We start from the raw sequence: 19,371 nt of genomic DNA on the forward strand, positions 1-19,371 counted from the left end.
AAGAAAGCTACGCAGCCGGCTGCGCCGCGATCCGGGCCGCGAGCTGCCGGAACCGCGCCAGCTGATCCGTCCGCAGCGCCCTTGTCTCGTCGCGGCCGACGAACACTTTGAACATGATGCCGCCGTCGGCGTTGACGAACGCGATGAAGGCCGACGATTTGCCCATGAACGGGCGCTCGACGAAGGCGACGCCAGCGCAGCGCTCGTGGCGAAGATGGCCGTGCAGACCCTTCGGCTGCATCAGGTTGAAGTAGCCGCGGCCGATCTCGCCCGCAGGAACAGCGCCCGTGAACTCGAAGATCGCGTCATCGGTGTGCACGATCAGCGTGACCTCGCCCCACTCCGCGATGTCCAGCATGGCGGCGGCAAAGTGCTCGCCGCCGCCAATATGCACCATGGAGGATGGCAGCGCCTCGATCACGCTGCGCGGGGTGACCTTGCGCTGGCGCGCAACGTCCTCGATCACCTCGCCCGGATTGTCGGCCATATGGGCCCTGAGATCGGCAAGATCGGTGCTCAACATGTCCGGCTCCTTTGCCATTGCAATCTAGGCGGCCGCGGCCTTGCGCTCGCTCTGGATCACCTCAAAGCCCTCGAACTTGGGATGGCCGAGATACAGGCTCTCGCCGGTCGAGTTGTCGGCGCGGGCATGGGCACGACGAAACTGGTCCGAGCGCGTCCAGGCCTCGAACGCCGTCCTGTCGACCCAGGTGGTGTGCGACGAATAGAGCGTGTGGTCCTCGGCCTCCGGGCCCTTCAGCAGGTGAAACTCGACGAAGCCCGGCATGCTGCCGAGATAGGATTCACGGGTGGCCCAGACGGTTTCGAACGCGGTCTCCGCGCCCTTCTTCACCTGGAAACGATTCATGGCGATGAACATCAAAGTCTCTCCTTCTGATCAAAACGAAACGCGCCGGAGCCGCGCTGGAGCATCAGCGCGGCCCGGCGGAGATGTGGTGCTGCGAAGCTGGCGCTACGCACCTCCAAAATGGATCTTCATGCCGGCCTTGTAGACCCGGCCCGGTCCGGGGCTCGACCACAGCACGTCGTTCTGCGTGGTGCCGTCGGTCGACGTGCCGGGAATGGCGTAAGGCCGGTAGTACTGGTTCAAGAGATTGTCGATCGACGCCGAGAACACGATGTCCTTCGTCGCGTTGTAGGTCATGTACAGATTGACCAGCTCGTACCCGGTCGCGGGCAAATAGCCGGCGGGTACGTCGTTGTTGGCACCGAACGAGGCCCATTGCGCCGTCAGGATCAGCGTGCGGTCGAGCAGGCGGACGCCGCCGGTGGTGACGACCTTGCGCGGGGTGATGGTCGCGAGCCCGACATTGGTGACGGCGTTCTTGCCCTGGATGTAGTGACCGGCGACTCCGATGAACCAGCTGCCGGCATCGTACATCGTCTCCGCCTCGAAACCCTGGATGCGGGCCTGCGCGATGTTCTGGTACTGGTAGAACTGGCTGAACGAGCCAAACCCGGTCGGGACCGGCGTCGAGGCGACGAGGTCGATGTAATCGCTGACGTCGTTGCGGAACAGGTTGATCTTGCCGCGGAAGGAGTCACTGGCGCTGAAGATGTTGTCGTACTTCAGGTTGATGCCGACTTCCTTGTTCTTGCCGACTTCGGGACGAAGATTCGGATTGGGCAGGAAGCAGAACAAGCCGACGGTCCCGTCAGGACAGGGGAAGAAGGCCGGCCCGCCACCGGTCGCATGCGCGCCTGAGATCACGGTCTCGGTGATCGAGGGAGCGCGATAGCCTTCGGCGTAGCTGACATATGGCTGGAAGCCGGGAACGGGCGTGACGCCAAGCGTGATCTTCGGCGAGAAGCGGTCGCCGCTGCCGTTGGTTTTGCCCGACTCCAGATCGTAGCGATCGTAACGGATCGCGCTCACGGCCTCGAACCAGGTGCTGTAGTTCTGCTTCAACTGCAGGAAACCGCCCGACACGGTGCGGATGCCGCTCGGCGTGGTGATGTTGGAATTGCCGCGGCTGTCGGTCGTGATCACATCGTCCTGAAACGCATCGAAGCCCACGGTGAGTGCGTTGCGCCAGTCACCGACGTTGAACCGCGTGGTGTTGTTGGCGTCGATGCCGTAGGTATTGAGGACATAGCCGCGCTTGTCGCCGACGCAGCCGGAGATGTTGTTGCCGAAATTGCCGGTGCCGCACAAAGCCGCACCCGAGGTCGAATAGTGGTAGGTCTTGGTCTGGTCGTTATCGACGCGGTTTCCATAGATTGACATGTGCCAGTCGAACAAATTGTCGCTCGGCAGCGCGTAATTCCAGGTGATCGTGCCGGTGTAGTTCTTGGCATCGGAGGCGTAGACCGACGAGCCCTGATAGAGCGCGCGCTGGGCGGCGGTCGCGACGGGGCCCCTGTTGAACTGGCCGACATCGTATTGATAGTCCTGGAAGATGGCGCCGAACTTGACCTCGTGGCCGAGGGCGGGACGCACCGTGAGCTTCATCAGGCCACTCTCGACCTGGTTGCCGGTGTTGCCGATCTCGGTGCCGTTGCCGTCCTTGTAATTGCCTTGCGTGCGATAGACCGCGCCGCCGAAGATATCGACGTCCGGTGTGGCGCGCACGCCGCCGAAGACCGAGCCGAGGCCGCGATTGTTGTTGGAGCCGTAGGAGCCCGAGAGATCGACGCCCCAGCGCTCGCCGGGACGCAGCACATCGTCGATGTCCTTGGTGCGGAACGAGACCAGGCCGCCGATCGCGCCGGAGCCGTAGATGTTGGCGGTCGGGCCGCGCACGACGTCGACGCCGCCGACCAATTCAGGATCGAGGAAGAAGGAGCCGCTGGCGTTATGACCGGTGCGCTGGTAATTCTGCCGCGCACCATCGACGACCACCGCAACGCGCCCGAACTCCTGCAGGCCGCGGATGTTGATGACGGTCGCGGGATCGTCACCGCGCTCCTGGAACGACACGCCGGGGACAGCATAGAAGATGCCCGACAGCCGGTTGGGCTGGATTCCCTGGATCTGGTCGAGCGAAATGGAGCTGACCGGCGCGAGCGCATCGATCGCGCGCTCCTTGGTTTTCGTTGCAGCGACCGTGATGGTGTCGAGCGTCTGAACCGGCGCGGTGCCGCCGGCCTGGGCTCGGGCGTTGAGGACCTCCGGCGCTGCCTGCTGCGCGACCAGCGGCTTGGTCGGCTTGCGCTTGGCCTGCTTCGGCCGCTCCGTCGACGCGCGTTCAGCCTGCGGCTCGGCGGTCTGTGCAAGACCGCTCTCCGTCGTCATTGCCGCAAATGAAATCACCGACGCGCCCAAAATCAAGGCGCGCGAATACCTAGCCCCGTCAGCCATATCAGCCCCAGCCTGCACTTCACTCTATTATTTCAGGTCTTTTGGCTGGCGTGCGTTCGCAACGCGAACGACTGGCTGGCTGATTTCTCAAGACGCGGGCAAGTCACCCCGCCGCCATAATTGGTTACGTGGCAACACTCTGACGGTCAATGACATCAGGTTGCAGTTTATATCGATTGTAAATTGCAGCCGTTGGAATGCGCTTCGTGCCGCTTATACAAACAAGCAAGCAGCACTCCAGAGTTTCGAAAGCGCATCACAGCCTACATGTCAGCAACATCAGGAGACAGCAGCGGCGGCGCGGCGGGGTCGGCAGGAAGCCCTGCTGCGACAACGAGAACCCTCACCATGCGTGGGAGCCGGATCGACAGTCGCGAGCTGTTTGCGGCCGAGCGCGAGATCATCATCGCGCATGGCGAGGACAGCTATCGGCTTCGCCTGACCTCGCAGAACAAGCTGATCCTGACGAAGTAACCTGTAATGACATTTTGTCGCACCCTCGCAAGCCTCCTGCTCTCCAGCACGATCGCGGTCGCCTCTGCCGCGCACGCCGCCGGCATCACCGTGCATGACGCGCGCAATCGCGACGTCGCCGTGACCGACTTCGCGCGCACCGTCTCGATCGGCGGCGCCATCACCGAGATCATCTATGCGCTCGGGCTCGAGAGCCGGCTGGTCGGCGTCGACACCACCAGCCTTTATCCAGCGGCGGCACTGCAGGACAAACCCAATGTCGGCTACATGCGCCAGATCTCCGCCGAAGGCGTGTTGGGCCTCAACCCCACCCTGATCCTGGCGATCCAGGGCTCGGGCCCGCACGCGACCATGGAGATCCTGGAAACGGCGAAGGTGCCGTTGGTGCTGGTGCCCGACACCTTCTCCGAGGACGGCCTGATCGAGAAGATAAAACTGGTCGGCCACGCCATGGGTGTCGATGCGCGCGCCGCGTGCCTCAGCGCCGCGGTCGGCGCCGATCTTGCGCAGCTGCGCGCCCTGCGCGCCAAGGTGACCAAGCCGGTGCGCGTGATGTTCGTGATGTCGCTCCAGAACGGGCGCGCCATGGTCGCCGGCCACAAGACCGCGGCCGACGAGATCATTCAACTCGCCGGCGCAGCCAACGCCGTCGACGATTTCGACGGCTACAAGATCATCGGTGACGAGGCCATCGCGGCGGCAAGACCCGACGTGGTGTTGTCGATCGAGCGCGGCAAGGACTCGCTTCCTGCCGACGCGATCTACGCCCATCCCGGCTTCGCCCTGACGTCGGTCGCGGCCAACAAGAGCCTCATCACAATGGACGGGCTCTATCTGCTCGGCTTCGGGCCACGGACGGCGGCGGCGGCGCGAGATCTCTCGGTAAAACTATATCCGGCATTGGCCGAACCGGGCGATGCATTCACCTCGGCGCTGTCGGCGGCGAATTGCCGGCAATGAGGGTGGCGATCGGCACGGAAGCGCGCGGCACGGAACGACGCCCCAGCTCGCGGTCCGCATCGTTCGCAATCCCTCTCCTGATCGCGGTGCTCGCGGTCGCTGCGATCGTGGCGCTGAGCTTCGGCGCCGCCGGCATTCCCCTCTCCCGTCTGCCTGCCGCACTCGGCCTATCAGGCGAAAGCACGGCCATGACGGCCCGCGACCAGCTCGTGCTGTGGTCGATCCGCGTCCCCCGGATCGCGGCGGCGGCGATGGTCGGCGGCCTGCTCGCCGCGGCCGGCGCGATCATGCAAGGGCTGTTTCGTAACCCGCTCGCCGATCCCGCGCTGGTCGGCGTCTCCAGCGGCGGCGCGCTCGCAGCCGCAAGCGCGATCGTGTTCACCGATTCGCGCTTCGGCGAGACGCTGCGCTTCCTCCAGGCCGAGCTCCTGCCGCTCGCGGCATTCGCGGGATCGCTGGCCACGACCGCGATCCTCTACGGCATCTCGAGCCGCTCGGGCCGCACCTCGATCGCGGTCTTCCTGCTCGCCGGCGTCGCCATCACCGCCATCGCCAATGCCGGCATCGGGCTTCTGGTGTTCATCGCCGACGACCGCCAGCTCCGCGACGTCACGTTCTGGCTGCTGGGCTCGATGAGCGGGGTGACCTGGACCAAGGCCGCCGTGCTGGCGCCCATCCTCGTCATCGGGCTTGGCGCCTGCGCCTTCATCGCGCGCGGCCTCGATCTCCTGGTGCTCGGCGAGGCCGACGCCTTTCACGGCGGCGTTGACGTCGAGCGTCTCAAGCGGATCTCGATCGTCATGGTCTCCGCCATGACCGGCGTCGCGGTGTCGATCAGCGGTGTCATCGGCTTCGTCGGCATCGTCGTGCCGCATCTGCTCCGTCTCGTCATTGGACCTGCGCATCGGCTGTTGTTGCCGGCCTCGGTGCTATCAGGCGCGATCCTGATGGTCGGCGCCGACACGCTGGCGCGCACCATCGTGGCGCCGGCGGAGATGCCGATCGGCATTCTGACCGCAGCGGTCGGCGCGCCGGTCTTCCTCTTCATCCTGTTGCGGCAGCGCGGGCTGGCCCCGCTATGAGCGCCGTGATCGAGGCGCGTGCCTTGAGCAAGCGCGCCGGCCGCGCGACGCTGCTCGATGGCGTCGGCCTGACGGTTGCGGCCGGCGAGATGGTCGCGATCATCGGCCCGAACGGCGCCGGCAAGTCGACGCTGCTGCGGTTGCTCTCCGGCGATCTCCGCCCAAACGCAGGCGAGGTGCGCCTGAAGCAGCGGGATATCAGCGGCTATGCGCCCCGCGAGCTTGCCGCGCACCGCGCCATGCTGTCCCAGCACATCAACGTCACCTTCCCCTTCACCGTCGAGGAGATCGTGCTGATGGGCGCGGGCGAGCGCAGCGCGCGTGCAGCAGGCGCGCTCGTCGACGCGGCCCTCGATGAGGTTGGGCTAGCCCATTTCCGCGAACGGCAATTGCCAACGCTATCAGGCGGCGAACAGCAGCGTGCCCATTTCGCCCGCGTGCTGGTGCAGCTCGCCTGCGGCGAAGTCGAGCATGGCCCGGGACTTCTGCTGCTGGACGAGCCGACCTCGAGCCTGGATCTGCGCCACCAGATCGACCTCGTCGAAGCAGCGCGCCGCCGCGCGGCCGGCGGCACCGCAGTCATCGCGATCCTGCACGACCTCAATCTCGCGATCCGCTTCGCCGACCGGCTGGTCGTGCTGGCTGGCGGCAAGCTCGCCGCGGATGGCCCGCGCGCGGATGTCGTCACCCGCGAGATCATCCGCGAGATCTTCGAGATCGATGCCGTCGTCCATCAAGGCGACGACGGCGTGCCTTACGTGCTGCCGCAGTCGATGCGGGCGGCGCTCCTCACCTCTTCCCAGCGGGGAGAGGTGAGGGCCTAGCCGCCTACCCCGCCGGGACGATCACCATGCTCTTGTCCTTCGGCCAGCGGATGCGCCAGGCGAAGTTGATATCCTTGACTTCGCCCGGCTTGGCGTCGAACGACCATTCCAGCACGCCGCGGCGGTCACGGATGTTGCTGGCGGTCGGCGGCGTGGTCGCGGGCAGCATTTCGACGACGATGTCCTCGCTCTCGCTGACCGGCAACTGATCCTCGATCGCAACCTTGATCGGGAAATCATGACCGTTGCGGATGGTGGTCTTGAACGTACGCTCGTCGGTCTTGGATGTTGTGACAAGCAGGCCGGCCGAACCCTCGTTGCGCTTGAGCACGGCGCGCTCGATTCTCACCTTGTCGTCGGCGCCGAAGCCGAGCCGCACGATGTCGTCCTTGGCGGAAGCGGAGAGCTTGCCGCGACCGACGAAGACGCCGTCGCGGTAGATCGCGACCTTGCCGGGCAGCAGAGCCGAGTCGTCGGTCTGCTTGAAGCTGGCTTCGAGGAAGGCCGTCGGGTCCAGCACCGGTGCGGCGCGGACCGCGAGGTCGGCGGGCACGGTCATCGCTGCAATCCGCAGGCTCTTGGCGCCCTCGGCGGCGGCGAGGCTGACGCGGCCGGGAATTTTGAACGTCGCCTGGAAATCCCCGATCTCGGCAATTGCCTGCTGCTCGTCGGCACGTTCGCGCGGCTCGGCCGCCTCCGCGATCTTGGCCATCGCTGGCGATTGCATCTGGCGCAGGACCGGCGCGGGCCGCGCCAGATCGGAGACCGAGCCTGCTGCCAGCGGCTTCGGCACCTGGGGATATTGCGCGACCAGTGAATGCAGCTCCGGCGCACTGCCGCCGCGGCTGATGCGGGTTGTGGAGACGCCGAGCGTCACGTTGGACCAATCCTCGCCGGTCGATTGCGTGATCTCGGCGCGACGAATGAGTTCGAGCTGCGGCTTGCGATCCTTGGCGCCGGTGTCGAGCCGGGCGTCATAGAGCGGCATCCAGCGCGCATTGCGCACGGCATACGTCACGCGCAGCGTCGCCTTCATCGCAGCGGTCGCGGCAACGTCCATGCGAACCTCGAGCTTGCTCGGCGGCTTGGCCTTGCGCTCGACCTCGAGTTGGGCGATCTGCCGGTCGATCTCGCGCGTCTTGCGCGTGGCGTCGCGGACGGCGGTGTCGGCGCTCGCAATTTCCTCGCCGACCGCAGCAAAAGCCGCGCGCCATTCGGCGATCGGCCGCGCCTCGCCCTTGTCGCCGATCCCCGCCGGGGAGGTTTCCGCAAAGTGCTCCGCAAACTTGCGCCGCGCATTCGCCGAGTCGATCGCGCCTTGCAAATCGGCGCGCTGATCGTTCAAGGCCTCGATGCGCTTTTCCAGCTCGGGCAGATTGACCGGCGCGGCGCGAGGCGACCGCGCATCGATCGTGCCGATGGTGAGCTTTGCGCCGCCCTCACCCTCGACCCGGATGGAGGAGGCATCGAGACCAAGCGGGAAGTCCTTGGCAACAAGCGTCGAATCCCCGGACGGCAAATCGACCGTGATGACGCGCGTGACGGTGGCACCATCGGGGTAAACCGTGACCGTATCGATCGCCGAAATGGCGTCCAGATCGGCGGCCCATGATGGCGACGACGCCGCCATGGTGACCAGAACCAGGCTCGTCGTTGCCAAATATCTTGCGGTGATGCGCATGAAGTCCCTCCTGCCGTATCGCCGCGCCGCCAGCCGGACGCGCGCGATCAAATGCCTCGCCAACATGGTTGGACGCGGCAGGGAAGGAACTGGTTCGATTGGGGTTTCCGTGGGGCGCCGCAGCGGCGGCACCAAGGCCGCGGAACGGAACGTCGTCCCGCGGCGAGCCCGCTAAACCTGGGTCGACGCCCCCTGGCCGAAGATGCGGCGGAGCAGATCGGTCACGTTCCTGGCTCCGGCCTTCTTCAGGATGCCGGCGCGATAGCCCTCGACGGTCCGTGCGCTCAGATGCATGCGCCGGGCGATTTCCTTGTTGGTCAGGCCGGCAGCGAGGTGCTCGAGCACGTCGCCCTCACGCTCGGTCAAGGGCTCGCAGCCGGGCAGCCAGCGCTGCCGGCTCGTGCCGGGCTGCGCAAATTCGTCGATGGCGGCATCGATCCGGCCGACGATGTCGTGGGTGCGGAACGGCTTTTCGATGAAGTCGGCCGCGCCGCTCTTGATGGCGTCGACCGCCATGGCGATGCTGCCATTCGCCGAGGTCACCAGCACCGGTGCCATGCAGTTTTCCTCGCGCAGCCGCCTGAGCATGTCGAGGCCGGAGCGATCGGGCGGCAGCTCCATCAGCACGCAGGCCGGCATCCGCGCCTTCGCTTCCGACAGAAGTGAGGCACCGTCAGCGAAGCAGATCACGTCATAGGCGCTCTGTTGGAGCGCGGTCGAAAGTTGTTCGCGGGAGGCAGCGTCGGTGTCGATGACGAATACCTCGCCCTTGGAAAGCATGTTCCCCGGCATAATCCCGATCCAGCAATGTCTTGGTCAAATGGTCCGAGACGGAAAGCGGGCCGCATCGCCCTGCCGCGCCGTCGTGAGCACGGCATTCACGCCAGTGCTTCGGTTTCCCCTATGTATGTTCCGGCCGGTTCCTGGATTTGACGGATCGAGACAGAAACTTTACATTTCGGGACATCTGCGGGAATGGCTGGCAGGAACGGTTCGCATGACCGACCTCGTTCGCAGCGCAGGCTTGAGCTATTACCCGGAGGTTGCCCGGTCGGTCGGGCTCGATCCCAAACAGATGATGCGCAAGGCCAGGCTGCCGCTGGCTTGCCTCGACAAGCCCGATACGCCCATTGCCGTTGCCGGCCTGCGCCGTCTGCTCGAATTGTCGGCGGAGGCCTCCGGCGCCGAAGATTTCGGCTTGCGTCTCGCCGAGCGCGGCGGCCTGACCAATTTCGGTGCGGTCGGCCTGATCGTGCGCGAGCAGGCGACCGTCGGCGAGGCGATCGAAGCATTCTCGCGCTTCATCCACATCCATCATGACGGCATGCGGCTGGACGTTGCGCGCGACGGGCAGATCGTGACGGTCACGCTGCACCTGCGCGGCCGGCGGCCGAGCGCGCCGCGCCAGGCGATCGACATGGCGCTCGGCAGCATCCACCGCATCATCCAGTCGCTGTACGGCCATGACTGGCGGCCGCAGGAGGTCCACCTGCATTACCCGCCGCCGCGCGATCGCAAGCGCTATCGCGAGTTCTACGGCTGCCGCGTGACCTTCAACGCCGAACACGATGCGATCCTGCTCTCGGCGCGCGACATGGAGCGCCGGATCCCGAGCGCGCATCCCCTGATCGCGAGCTATCTGCGCAAGCGGATCGAGGCAATCGAGACCCGGCCGGCAAGTTGGGAAGGGAAGGTCGACGAGATCGTGCGGACCCTGCTCGCCGGCGGCAACTGCACCGTCGAGCGGGTCGCCGAGCATCTTGCCTGCACCCGCCGTACCATCCACCGGCATCTGGCCGCATCAGGCACCAGCTTCTCGGCCATCCTGGATGCGCAACGCGCCGATCTCGTGATCCAGCTGACCGAGGACCCCGACCGGCCGCTGGCTGACATCGCGACCCAGCTCGGCTTCTCCGCGCAGAGCGCCATGGCGCGCTGGTTCCGCGGCCGGTTCGGCTGCACCGTCACCGACTGGCGCAAGGGCATTCGGCCTCCGACACCGTCCGATGCGCCTTCGGCGACCGCAGCTTGAGTTTCAGCGCGCCGGAGCAGGCACGCCCATTACGGCAAGGGCACGCCGCCGGCTGCCGGCGAGCAGCGGGCCGAACGCGACGGCAAATCCGAGGAACGCGACCAGCCAGCCGCAAGCGGCGATGTGCAACAATAGATCGCTGTGCGCGGGCAACACCACGGCGGCGACCCGTGCCAGAGCCGCGATGATGATCGCAGCGTAGATTCCCTGGGTCGCCGGCGAAGCGGTCAACGCCTGTCCGGTGTGGCCGAGGCTCGCGCGGGTCATCACCGCCAGCGTCATGGTTCCCGCCGCGCCCGTCATCCAGGCGTGGATGCCGGCGCTTGGCGGCAGCGCTCCGAAAACCGCGACGGCGTGCAGGATGAAGCCGAGCGGCACGAAGACATAGCCAATATGCAGGATCACCAGCAGTCGCTCGCGAAAGGTGCGATCGCCGGCCCAGCGCGCAAGCCGCACCAGATGCAGCCCGCCGACCAGCGCCATCAGGACACCGGTGACGGCATTCAGCGGCGCCACGATCCAGAAGATGAGCGCGAGCGCGCTGCATCCGATCACTGCGCCGTCGAAGCGTCCGAACGGCACCGGCAGACGGCCGGGATTGAACTTGACCAGCCAGTTGCGGGTGAAGCTCGGAATGATGCGGCCTCCGATCAGCGAGATCAGCAGCATGACCACACCGATGCCGACGCGGATGCTGACATCGGCCGCGCCCTGGTAGTGCGCCTCGATATGAAAAGCGACATTGCCGGCGAGCAGAACGGACACCATCGCCACCACGGGCAGGTTGCGCCAGTTGCCGCCTGCGATGATCTCGCGCGCCGCGGCAGCGACCACCAGCGCCAGGAAGGCGGCATCGACGAGAAGCGCAAACGCCCAGCCGGTATCGGCCGACAACGTCACCGCGATACGTCCGGCAAGCCAGACCATCACTAACGCCCCCAGCGAGGTGCCCTGGATCGGCAGCCGCCCGGTCCAGTTCGGGATGGCCGTGAACAGGAACCCGGTGATCACCGCCGGCAGGAAGCCGTAGAGCATCTCGTGGACGTGCCAGTCGCGCGGCGCGAACGCGGAACTCACCGACAATTCGCCGTAGAACATCGGCAGCCAAGCCAGAATCGATAGCCCCGCCTGGATCGCGGCGAGCAGGAAAAAGGGCCGAAAACTGTTCGCAAACAGCGGCCAGCCCTCAAAGTTGCGGGATCGAGCGCCAGCCATGGGGTCAACTCCAATAAATTTCAGTCCGTTATCTGGAAAAATACTGCCACTCAGCCGTCCCGTTTTGCGCTATCGCAAACTATCGAACGATTGCAGGTGCCATCACACTCCCTGATGCCAAGGAGGCAGAATGGCCAAGGTCGACACATCGCTGGTTGCGCATTTGCCGCTGTTTGCCGGGGTCACGCCGGAAGCTCTGGATGAGATCCTGCGTGAGGCCCGTTCGGCGCGCTATCCCAAGAACAGTGCCATTTTCGAGCAGGGGGCGGATGCGCAGTCCTTCTTCCTGCTGCTGCACGGCCATGTCCGCGCGGCCAAGACCACGCCGACCGGCGAGCAGATCGTGGTACGCTACGTCGCGCCCGGCGAAACGTTCGGGCTCGCCATGGCGATCGGAGCCGTGCAGTATCCGGCGACCGCGATCGCGGTCGATGACAGCGTGGTGCTGATCTGGCCAACCTCGGCCTGGCCGCGGCTGGTCGAGCGATTTCCCTCGCTGGCGGCCAACACGCTCCAGACCGTCGGCAAGCGCCTCCAGGAAAGCCACACCCGCATCCTGGAAATGTCGACCCAGCAGGTCGAGCAGCGCGTCGCCCATGCGCTGCTGCGCCTCGCCAAGCAGTCCGGCAAGAAGCTCGACCACGGCATCGAGATCGACTTCCCGATCAGCCGCCAGGACATCGCCCAGATGACCGGCACCACGCTGCACACCGTCAGCCGCATCCTGAGCGGCTGGGAGAGCCAAGGCCTCGTCGAGAGCGGCCGTCAGCGCATCATCCTGCGCGACCCGCACAGGATCGTCGTGTTGGCGGAGCGAAGCGCCGACAGCGGCGCGGCGTGACAGCCGCCGGGACGTCTCCGCCCAAGATAGGGATTAAGACAGGGATCGAGATAGGGGTGAGAGGCGCTTCCGCTTACGGCGAAAGCGTCCCTCACCCGGGAATCCGCGCGCGCCCGCGTGAATTCCGGACCGCTTCACGCCGGCACGCAATCGCACAACGCGGCGAGGAATTTCTCGCGGTCGATGCCATGCTCGCGGCAGGCATCATCCACCGTGTGGAAGGTTGCGATCGGGCAACCGACACAAGCCATCCTGAAGGCCAGAAACACGCGGATCGTGTGCGGCGCGGTACGCATGATGTCATCGACCAGATCGTCGGATCCAAAAGACATGGACAACTCCGTTCCGCAACGACGATAGCAGAATGGACCGAAGGCTCCTTGTCGAAGCGCAAGCTGGCTTGTCATTCCGGGGCGCGCGAAGCGCGAACTATGATGCGCAATTGCGCATCTGAGAATCCATCGCGCAGCAGGTGACGTGGAGAAATGGATTCCGGGTTCGCGCCAAAGGGCGCGCCCCGGAATGACAGGAGGAGAGACCTTACACAGCCCGGCTGTGCAGCTGCTTCGCCGGATTGAGATGCGCGTCGAACGCGGCCGCGACGCTGCGGACCAGAAAGCGCGAATCCTTTGCGACTGCGAGGCGGTTGCCATCCAGCCTCACGATGCCGTCGGAGATCAGCGGCTTCAGACGCGCCGCCGAGTTCAGCATCGCCCCCGCCTCCGCGCCATGGCGCGCGCAGATGTCGCCGAGATCGGCGCTGAACTCGCACATGATGCGTTCGATGATGTCGGCGCGCAGCCGGTCGTCGTCGGTGAGCCCATAGCCCTTGGCGGTGGCGAGACGGCCGGCGGCGATGCTTTGCGCATAGGCGCCGATCTGCACCTCGTTCTGAACGTAACCCTGCGGCAAATGCCCAATCGCGCTCGCGCCGAAACCGAGCAGGACTTCGCTCTTGTCAGTGGTGTAGCCCTGAAAATTGCGCCGCAGCGTCCGTTCCTCGAAGGCCACTGCCATGGAATCGTCGGGTCGCGCGAAATGATCGAGCCCGATCTGCACGTAACCGGCCTCCTTCAATGCATTCGCGATCGCGCAAGCCTGGTCGTGGCGCGCGAGTCCGTCCGGCAACACGGCCTCGTTGATCATCTGCTGGTGCTTCTTGAAGCTGGGCACGTGAGCGTACCCGAACACGGAGAAGCGGTCGGGCGCGAGCGTGAGGCTGCGCCGGACCGTATCCAGACAGGACGCGACGGTCTGGTGCGGCAGCCCGTAGATCAGGTCGAAATTGAGTCCCTCGATGCCGGCGCGCCGGAGCATGTCGACCACGGAAGCCGTCTGCTCGAAGCTCTGCACGCGGTTGATCGCCCGCTGCACCACGGGATCGAAGCTCTGCACGCCAAGGCTCGCACGGTTGACGCCGGAGAGCCGCATGGCATCGACCATGTCGGCGGTCAATGTGCGGGGATCGATCTCGACCGCGATTTCGGCCGAGAGTAGCACGAAGAACTTCTGGCGCATCGTCGCCATCAACTCGGCGAAAGCTTCCGGCTGCATGATCGTCGGCGTGCCGCCGCCGAAATGGATGTGCTCCACCTTGATGCGGCGGCCAAGGGTTGCGGCGACCTGCTCGATCTCGTTGCGCAGCGTCCGCTGGTAGCCGGCGATGAGCTCGTCGCGGCGGACGATCTGGGTGTGGCAGCCGCAATACCAGCACATCTCGCGGCAGAACGGCACGTGGAGATAGAGTGACGCGCTGGCGCCCGCCGGCAGCTCCGCCAGCCAACTGGCGTAGGCGTCCGGTCCGACCGCCGTCGAAAAATGCGGCGCGGTCGGATAGCTCGTGTAGCGTGGCAATCGTTCTTCGCCGTAGCTCGCCGCAAGATCAGCTCTCATGTCTTACCCATTCGTAAATTTCCGCCGTGCGCAGACATCACGGCAAATCACGGAATGCACTCCAATAACCCGGATCCGCGGAGGCGACCTTGCGCTCGCGCAAAGTCGGCGGGGGTGCAGCAGACATTGCGCTCGCGCAAAGCGCAGCGGCGGGTTCGGGGCCATGATCATGGCAATTCGCACGCCATCCGGAGCGTTTGCCCATGAGGCTTCTCGCACTCGAACTGATTCTTTCCTTGCTCGACGTCCGCGGCCATATCCCGCGTTTCGACGACTTCCGGCCGGCCCCGGTCGCACCGGCCCCGGCCGGCACCGTGCGCGCTCTGGCCGCGGCCATCGCCGTCTTCGCCGTGCTGTCGCTGGCGATCTGGGCAACGGTCTGGCTTGCCACACATCTATTTTAGTCACGTCTTCGCGAAGGCCTCGACCATGATCTCATCCAAGCGCGCATTCGCCGGCGCGGTCGTGCTGGCATGCATTGTCGGGGCGCCGGCCTTTGCGGCCGACACGACCAGCGGCGATCTCGTCATCACCAGGGCCTGGAGCCGGGCGACGCCCGGCGGAGCCAGGGTCGCCGGCGGCTATCTGACGATCGAGAACAGGGGCCGCGCGCCGGAGCGGCTGCAGGCCGCATCGGCCGCCCATGCGCTTCGAACCGAGATCCACGAAATGACCGTCAACGACGGTGTCATGACCATGCGCCCGCTCGACAAGGGGCTTGTCATCGCACCCGGACAAATCGTGACGCTTGCACCCGGCGGCGGACACCTGATGTTCATCGGTCTCGATGTGCCGCTCCATGCCGGCGACCAGATGCCCGTGACGCTGTCGTTCGAGCACGCCGGCGCAGTGAAAGTGACGCTGGACGTGCAGGCCATCGGCGCACAGGCTCCCGAAAGCACGAAGACAACGGCGGCCGCAGAGCCTGCACATCGCGTGGAGCAGGCTGCGGCGGCCCCACCCGCGTCGACGACCGAAGCTGACGAGAGCTTCTTCACGCATCTCCATGCTGAAAAGGCCATGGCCAACGTCACGGTCTCGCCCGGGCGCGCCGGTCCGGTCGAAATCGCAATCCAGCTTGAAGATGCGAATGAGTTGCCGCTGAGCGCCGACGCGGTTGCTGTCACGCTCGGCAACCCCGAGCACGGCGTCGCGCCGATCACCGCGAACGCCGAACGCGTCGGCAACGATCAGTGGCGAGTCAGAATGTCGGCACCGCTGTCCGGCCGCTGGTCGCTCGGCCTCGACATCCGCATCAATCCGTCGGATGCGGTTAACGTGGTGTCACCGATCCTGCTCCGTTGAGACACCTAAGTACTGTTGCGGAGACGAATCCGGCAAAACCTTGTCGCAGCGCAAACACTCTTGCCACGATCGGCGCACACTGCATCCGTCATCAAAAACCTTTCCAGATGAAGGATGCTTCCGATGTTCACCCGCAGAGCCGCATTGATCAGCGCCGCCGCGACCGCGCTGATGCTGGCGACCCCCGCCTTCGCGGCCGATGATCTCAAGCTGCCGCGCCAAAAGGTAGAGCTGGTCGCTCCGCCCTTCGTGCACGCGCACGAGCAGGCGACCAAGCAAGGCCCCAAGATCATCGAGTTCAGGCTCACGATCGAGGAGAAGAAGGTCGTCATCGACGAGAAGGGCACCACCTTCCAGGCGATGACCTTCAACGGTTCGATGCCGGGCCCGCTGATGGTCGTGCACGAGGGCGACTACGTCGAAACGACGCTGGTCAATCCCGCGACCAACACCATGCCGCACAACATCGACTTCCATTCCGCGACCGGCGCGCTCGGTGGCGGCGCGCTCACTCTGGTCAATCCCGGCGAGCAGGTCGTGCTGCGCTGGAAGGCAACCAAGACCGGCGTGTTCGTCTACCATTGCGCTCCGGGCGGCCCGATGATCCCCTGGCACGTCGTCTCCGGCATGAACGGCGCCGTGATGGTGCTGCCGCGCGACGGACTGAACGATGGCAAGGGCCACGCTCTGAAGTACGACAAGGTCTACTACATCGGCGAGCAGGACATGTACGTGCCGCGCGACGAGAAGGGCAACTTCAAGTCCTACGACTCGCCGGGTGAAGCCTTCACCGACACCGAAGAGGTGATGAAAAAGCTGACCCCCACCCACGTCGTTTTCAACGGCAAGGTCGGCGCGCTCACCGGCAAGAACGCACTGACTGCCAAGGTCGGCGAGAACGTTCTGATGGTGCATTCGCAGGCCAACCGCGACAGCCGCCCGCATCTGATCGGCGGCCATGGCGACTACGTCTGGGAGACCGGCAAGTTCGGTAATGCACCCGAAGTCGGGCTCGAGACCTGGTTCATCCGCGGCGGCTCGGCGGGAGCTGCACTGTACAAGTTCCAGCAGCCCGGCATCTACGCCTACGTCACGCACAATCTGATCGAGGCCGCCGACCTCGGCGCCACCGCGCACTTCAAGGTCGAAGGCAAGTGGAACGACGATCTGATGATGCAGGTGAAGGCCCCTGCCGAAATACCGGCCGCCACCAACTAAACGCGACAAGGGGCCGGTCATCACCGGCCCCTTCTTTCTTCGAGGAATGACCATGCTGATCGCATTCAAGCTCAAACTGGCACTCGCCTGCGCCGCCGGACTCGCCGGGCCGATCGCGATGGCGCCGCTGGTCTCGGACATGACCGTCCACGGCACGGCGTCGGAGCCTGCGATCGTCAGGGTCGCAGCGGGCAGCCTGTCCTATCGCGAGGCCGGCGATTTCACGCGCGGCGGGCAGCAGGCGGAAGCGCCGCTGCGCGCGATGCGCGTCGACCGGCCGCTCCACATCATGCGAAATCAGGTCTCCTCATCCGATTATCAGCTCTGTGTGCAGGATGGCGCCTGCCGCGCGCTCGATCGCGACGTCGCGGTCGCCGCCGATCGTCCCGCGGTGCAGGTGAGCTGGCACGATGCCGAGGCTTATGCAGGATGGCTGTCGCGCAAGACAGGCCACCATTACCGCCTGCCGAGCGATGCAGAATGGGCCTTTGCAGCAGGCTCCAGATTCAAGGACGATGGCGTCGCTGTCGATGCCGACGATCCTTCGAAGCGCTGGATCAGCCGCTATGAGCGCGAATCCGAACGCGACCTTTCCGACACCACGGCCTATCCGTTCGGCAAGTTCGGCCCGAACGAGCACGGCGTCGAAGACCTCGCCGGCAACGTCTGGGAATGGACCTCGACCTGCTTCGTGCGCTCGCGCGTCGACGCCGCCGGCAATGCCGGCCGCCCCACCGTGAACTGCGGCGTGCGTGTCGCCGAGGGCGCCCACCGCGCCTACGTCACCGATTTCATCCGCGACGCCCGCGCCGGCGGCTGCGCCCAGGGCGTGCCGCCCGCCAATCTCGGCTTCCGCCTGGTACGCGAGGAGACCTCGTGGGTCGCCAGCGTGTCGGCGCGCTGGAGCAAGGTGTGGGCGGTGAGGTCGTAGGGCGGGCCTGACTCGCGAAATAGCAGAGTCTCGGCCGCGCCTCATACTCCGTCATTGCGATGTGGAAGCAGTGCGCGTCGGTACTTCAATGAAAATGGCCGGGACAAAGCCCGGCCCTTTCCCATTGTTCGCGGATCGTCAACTCAGCTGTTCTTCAGCGCCACGCGAAACTCGGCTTCGGTCTTCGCCTTGACCTCGTCGAGCGAGACGCCGTCGGCGAGCTCGATCAGGGCCATGCCGCCGTCGCCGTGCTTGTCGATGGTGAAGACCGCCAGATCCGTGACGACCATGTCGACCACGCGCTCGCCGGTCAGCGGCAGATTGCACTTCTTCAGGAGCTTGGAGCCGTCCTTGGCCGAATGCTCCATCACCACGACGACGCGCTTGACGCCGGCGACGAGGTCCATCGCGCCGCCCATGCCCTTGACCATCTTGCCGGGGATCATCCAGTTGGCGAGATCGCCGTTCTGGGCCACCTGCATGGCGCCGAGGATCGACAGGTCCATGTGGCCGCCGCGGATCATCCCGAAGGAATCCGCGCTCGAGAAATACGAGGTCGAGGGCAGCTCGCTCACCGTCTGCTTGCCGGCGTTGATCAGGTCCGCGTCCACCTCGTCTTCATAGGGGAACGGGCCCATGCCGAGCATGCCGTTCTCGCTCTGCAGGCTGACATCGACCCCGTCGGGGATGAAGTTCGAAACCAGCGTCGGGATGCCGATGCCGAGATTGACGTAGTAGCCGTCACGCAATTCCTTTGCGGCGCGCGCGGCCATCTGTTCACGGGTCCAGGCCATGTGTGTCTCCTGATACGCTTAAGCGGCGGTACGCGGGCGGGTGTTGCGGAATTCGATGCGCTTCTTGGCCGTGCCGACCTCGACGATGCGCTTCACGAAGATGCCGGGCGTGTGGATGTGGTCGGGATTGAGTTCACCGGCCGGAACCAGATGCTCGACCTCGGCGACGGTGATCTTGGCGGCGGTCGCCATCATCGGGTTAAAATTGCGCGCGGTCTTGCGGTAGATCAGGTTGCCGGCGGTGTCGCCCTTCCAGGCATGCACGATGGCGAGGTCGGCGAACAGGCCGCGCTCCATCAGATACTTCTCGCCGTCGAACTCCTTCACTTCCTTGCCTTCGGCGATCAGCGTGCCGACGCCGGTCTTGGTGTAGAAGGCCGGGATGCCGGCGCCGCCAGCGCGGATGCGCTCGGCGAGCGTGCCCTGCGGATTGAATTCGAGTTCCAGCTCGCCGGCGAGGAATTGCTGGGCGAACAGCTTGTTCTCGCCAACATAGGACGAGATCATCTTCTTGATCTGCCGGGTTTCCAAAAGGCGGCTGAGCCCGATGCCGTCGACGCCGGCATTGTTGGAGACCACCGTCAGGCCCTTGACGCCGGACTCGCGGATCGCGTCCGAGAGCTCCTCGGCGATGCCGCAGAGGCCGAAGCCTCCCGACATGATCATCATGTTGTCTTTCAAAATGCCGTTGAGAGCCGACTTCGCGTCGGGATAGACCTTGTTCATGCAAATAACCTTCGACTGAACCTTCGGCTTGGAGGCGGCGCGCCCTGTTGGCGGCGATTATTAGGCGAAATCC

The 19,371-nt window shown here is 65.3% G+C and carries 20 protein-coding genes; 10 read left to right on the top strand and 10 right to left on the bottom strand.

Annotated features, from left to right (window positions below):
• Positions 1-7: 7 nt before the first annotated feature.
• The 3 genes from hutX to XI04_RS13205 form a co-directional block, all read right to left on the bottom strand.
• Positions 8-523 carry a heme utilization cystosolic carrier protein HutX gene (gene hutX / locus XI04_RS13195; RefSeq protein ID WP_271610305.1) on the bottom strand — a complete coding sequence of 172 codons (516 nt, stop codon included), beginning with the start codon at positions 521-523 and terminating at the stop codon, positions 8-10.
• A gap of 24 nt (positions 524-547) precedes the next feature.
• The gene (locus XI04_RS13200) at positions 548-880 is read right to left on the bottom strand and encodes an antibiotic biosynthesis monooxygenase family protein (protein WP_095426645.1); all 333 of its coding nucleotides are present in this window, start codon (positions 878-880) and stop codon (positions 548-550) included.
• Between the two features lie 93 nt (positions 881-973).
• On the bottom strand, positions 974-3,322 hold the full coding sequence (locus XI04_RS13205) for a TonB-dependent hemoglobin/transferrin/lactoferrin family receptor (protein WP_038948448.1): 2,349 nt from the start codon (positions 3,320-3,322) through the stop codon (positions 974-976).
• A gap of 267 nt (positions 3,323-3,589) precedes the next feature.
• On the opposite strand from XI04_RS13205, the gene XI04_RS13210 reads away from it, so the two are divergent.
• The 4 genes from XI04_RS13210 to XI04_RS13225 are packed head-to-tail and all read left to right on the top strand — an operon-like array spanning position 3,590 to position 6,662.
• Positions 3,590-3,796: a hemin uptake protein HemP gene (locus XI04_RS13210; protein WP_028140258.1), complete on the top strand. Its 207-nt coding sequence runs from the start codon at positions 3,590-3,592 to the stop codon at positions 3,794-3,796.
• A 6-nt stretch (positions 3,797-3,802) separates the two neighbouring features.
• Positions 3,803-4,756, top strand: coding sequence for a heme/hemin ABC transporter substrate-binding protein (locus XI04_RS13215; RefSeq protein ID WP_038948446.1), 954 nt, complete (start codon positions 3,803-3,805; stop codon positions 4,754-4,756).
• Complete coding sequence (locus XI04_RS13220) at positions 4,753-5,838, top strand: FecCD family ABC transporter permease (RefSeq protein WP_038970869.1); 1,086 nt, start codon at positions 4,753-4,755, stop codon at positions 5,836-5,838. Before XI04_RS13215 ends, XI04_RS13220 begins: the two co-directional genes overlap by 4 nt.
• The gene (locus tag XI04_RS13225) at positions 5,835-6,662 is read left to right on the top strand and encodes a heme ABC transporter ATP-binding protein (protein ID WP_050995583.1); all 828 of its coding nucleotides are present in this window, start codon (positions 5,835-5,837) and stop codon (positions 6,660-6,662) included. The genes XI04_RS13220 and XI04_RS13225 overlap by 4 nt, the downstream gene beginning before the upstream one ends.
• Before the next feature lie 4 nt (positions 6,663-6,666).
• On the opposite strand, the gene XI04_RS13230 is transcribed toward XI04_RS13225, so the two are convergent.
• Together XI04_RS13230 and XI04_RS13235 are read right to left on the bottom strand one after the other, a co-directional pair.
• Positions 6,667-8,343 carry a mucoidy inhibitor MuiA family protein gene (locus tag XI04_RS13230; protein WP_271610306.1) on the bottom strand — a complete coding sequence of 559 codons (1,677 nt, stop codon included), beginning with the start codon at positions 8,341-8,343 and terminating at the stop codon, positions 6,667-6,669.
• 171 nt (positions 8,344-8,514) lie between these two features.
• Complete coding sequence (locus tag XI04_RS13235) at positions 8,515-9,135, bottom strand: response regulator transcription factor (protein WP_028140262.1); 621 nt, start codon at positions 9,133-9,135, stop codon at positions 8,515-8,517.
• Between the two features lie 205 nt (positions 9,136-9,340).
• Between XI04_RS13235 and XI04_RS13240 the strand changes: the two genes are divergently transcribed.
• Complete coding sequence (locus XI04_RS13240; RefSeq protein ID WP_271610307.1) at positions 9,341-10,375, top strand: AraC family transcriptional regulator; 1,035 nt, start codon at positions 9,341-9,343, stop codon at positions 10,373-10,375.
• Positions 10,376-10,378: 3 nt separating this feature from the next.
• Here the strand turns inward: XI04_RS13240 and XI04_RS13245 are convergent, their stop codons facing one another.
• Positions 10,379-11,590 carry an NnrS family protein gene (locus XI04_RS13245; protein WP_271596326.1) on the bottom strand — a complete coding sequence of 404 codons (1,212 nt, stop codon included), beginning with the start codon at positions 11,588-11,590 and terminating at the stop codon, positions 10,379-10,381.
• A gap of 130 nt (positions 11,591-11,720) precedes the next feature.
• Between XI04_RS13245 and XI04_RS13250 the strand changes: the two genes are divergently transcribed.
• Complete coding sequence (locus XI04_RS13250) at positions 11,721-12,431, top strand: Crp/Fnr family transcriptional regulator (protein ID WP_038970872.1); 711 nt, start codon at positions 11,721-11,723, stop codon at positions 12,429-12,431.
• A 134-nt stretch (positions 12,432-12,565) separates the two neighbouring features.
• Here XI04_RS13250 and XI04_RS13255 read toward each other — a convergent pair whose 3' ends face one another.
• Together XI04_RS13255 and hemN are read right to left on the bottom strand one after the other, a co-directional pair.
• Positions 12,566-12,763, bottom strand: coding sequence for a DUF1858 domain-containing protein (locus XI04_RS13255; protein ID WP_028140266.1), 198 nt, complete (start codon positions 12,761-12,763; stop codon positions 12,566-12,568).
• 208 nt (positions 12,764-12,971) lie between these two features.
• Positions 12,972-14,324: an oxygen-independent coproporphyrinogen III oxidase gene (gene hemN / locus XI04_RS13260; protein ID WP_271610308.1), complete on the bottom strand. Its 1,353-nt coding sequence runs from the start codon at positions 14,322-14,324 to the stop codon at positions 12,972-12,974.
• 203 nt (positions 14,325-14,527) lie between these two features.
• Between hemN and XI04_RS13265 the strand changes: the two genes are divergently transcribed.
• From XI04_RS13265 to XI04_RS13280, 4 genes are all read left to right on the top strand, one after another.
• Entirely contained in the window at positions 14,528-14,728 is a 201-nt protein-coding gene (locus XI04_RS13265) for a hypothetical protein (RefSeq protein ID WP_028140268.1), read from the top strand.
• A 25-nt stretch (positions 14,729-14,753) separates the two neighbouring features.
• Complete coding sequence (locus tag XI04_RS38690) at positions 14,754-15,629, top strand: copper chaperone PCu(A)C (protein ID WP_063711737.1); 876 nt, start codon at positions 14,754-14,756, stop codon at positions 15,627-15,629.
• Between the two features lie 123 nt (positions 15,630-15,752).
• On the top strand, positions 15,753-16,847 hold the full coding sequence (nirK, locus tag XI04_RS13275; protein WP_028140269.1) for a copper-containing nitrite reductase: 1,095 nt from the start codon (positions 15,753-15,755) through the stop codon (positions 16,845-16,847).
• 52 nt (positions 16,848-16,899) lie between these two features.
• Positions 16,900-17,778, top strand: coding sequence for an SUMF1/EgtB/PvdO family nonheme iron enzyme (locus tag XI04_RS13280; protein WP_028140270.1), 879 nt, complete (start codon positions 16,900-16,902; stop codon positions 17,776-17,778).
• Between the two features lie 143 nt (positions 17,779-17,921).
• Here the strand turns inward: XI04_RS13280 and XI04_RS13285 are convergent, their stop codons facing one another.
• Both XI04_RS13285 and XI04_RS13290 read right to left on the bottom strand, forming a co-directional pair.
• Positions 17,922-18,572, bottom strand: a complete 651-nt coding sequence (locus tag XI04_RS13285) for a 3-oxoacid CoA-transferase subunit B (RefSeq protein ID WP_028140271.1) — start codon at positions 18,570-18,572, stop codon at positions 17,922-17,924.
• Positions 18,573-18,590: 18 nt separating this feature from the next.
• Positions 18,591-19,298, bottom strand: a complete 708-nt coding sequence (locus XI04_RS13290; protein ID WP_028140272.1) for a CoA transferase subunit A — start codon at positions 19,296-19,298, stop codon at positions 18,591-18,593.
• Positions 19,299-19,371: the final 73 nt, after the last annotated feature.

It is taken from the genome of Bradyrhizobium sp. CCBAU 11430 (assembly GCF_028128855.1).
GTDB classification, from domain to species: Bacteria; Pseudomonadota; Alphaproteobacteria; order Rhizobiales; family Xanthobacteraceae; genus Bradyrhizobium; species Bradyrhizobium ottawaense.

What these genes read in the sequence shown, in the direction of transcription:
- hutX (WP_271610305.1), bottom strand. Translation starts at nt 523, where the DNA reads ATGTTGAGCACCGATCTTGCCGATCTCAGGGCCCATATGGCCGACAAT.
- XI04_RS13200 (WP_095426645.1), bottom strand. Translation starts at nt 880, where the DNA reads ATGTTCATCGCCATGAATCGTTTCCAGGTGAAGAAGGGCGCGGAGACC.
- XI04_RS13205 (WP_038948448.1), bottom strand. Translation starts at nt 3,322, where the DNA reads ATGGCTGACGGGGCTAGGTATTCGCGCGCCTTGATTTTGGGCGCGTCG.
- XI04_RS13210 (WP_028140258.1), top strand. Translation starts at nt 3,590, where the DNA reads ATGTCAGCAACATCAGGAGACAGCAGCGGCGGCGCGGCGGGGTCGGCA.
- XI04_RS13215 (WP_038948446.1), top strand. Translation starts at nt 3,803, where the DNA reads ATGACATTTTGTCGCACCCTCGCAAGCCTCCTGCTCTCCAGCACGATC.
- XI04_RS13220 (WP_038970869.1), top strand. Translation starts at nt 4,753, where the DNA reads ATGAGGGTGGCGATCGGCACGGAAGCGCGCGGCACGGAACGACGCCCC.
- XI04_RS13225 (WP_050995583.1), top strand. Translation starts at nt 5,835, where the DNA reads ATGAGCGCCGTGATCGAGGCGCGTGCCTTGAGCAAGCGCGCCGGCCGC.
- XI04_RS13230 (WP_271610306.1), bottom strand. Translation starts at nt 8,343, where the DNA reads ATGCGCATCACCGCAAGATATTTGGCAACGACGAGCCTGGTTCTGGTC.
- XI04_RS13235 (WP_028140262.1), bottom strand. Translation starts at nt 9,135, where the DNA reads ATGCCGGGGAACATGCTTTCCAAGGGCGAGGTATTCGTCATCGACACC.
- XI04_RS13240 (WP_271610307.1), top strand. Translation starts at nt 9,341, where the DNA reads ATGACCGACCTCGTTCGCAGCGCAGGCTTGAGCTATTACCCGGAGGTT.
- XI04_RS13245 (WP_271596326.1), bottom strand. Translation starts at nt 11,590, where the DNA reads ATGGCTGGCGCTCGATCCCGCAACTTTGAGGGCTGGCCGCTGTTTGCG.
- XI04_RS13250 (WP_038970872.1), top strand. Translation starts at nt 11,721, where the DNA reads ATGGCCAAGGTCGACACATCGCTGGTTGCGCATTTGCCGCTGTTTGCC.
- XI04_RS13255 (WP_028140266.1), bottom strand. Translation starts at nt 12,763, where the DNA reads ATGTCTTTTGGATCCGACGATCTGGTCGATGACATCATGCGTACCGCG.
- hemN (WP_271610308.1), bottom strand. Translation starts at nt 14,324, where the DNA reads ATGAGAGCTGATCTTGCGGCGAGCTACGGCGAAGAACGATTGCCACGC.
- XI04_RS13265 (WP_028140268.1), top strand. Translation starts at nt 14,528, where the DNA reads ATGAGGCTTCTCGCACTCGAACTGATTCTTTCCTTGCTCGACGTCCGC.
- XI04_RS38690 (WP_063711737.1), top strand. Translation starts at nt 14,754, where the DNA reads ATGATCTCATCCAAGCGCGCATTCGCCGGCGCGGTCGTGCTGGCATGC.
- nirK (WP_028140269.1), top strand. Translation starts at nt 15,753, where the DNA reads ATGTTCACCCGCAGAGCCGCATTGATCAGCGCCGCCGCGACCGCGCTG.
- XI04_RS13280 (WP_028140270.1), top strand. Translation starts at nt 16,900, where the DNA reads ATGCTGATCGCATTCAAGCTCAAACTGGCACTCGCCTGCGCCGCCGGA.
- XI04_RS13285 (WP_028140271.1), bottom strand. Translation starts at nt 18,572, where the DNA reads ATGGCCTGGACCCGTGAACAGATGGCCGCGCGCGCCGCAAAGGAATTG.
- XI04_RS13290 (WP_028140272.1), bottom strand. Translation starts at nt 19,298, where the DNA reads ATGAACAAGGTCTATCCCGACGCGAAGTCGGCTCTCAACGGCATTTTG.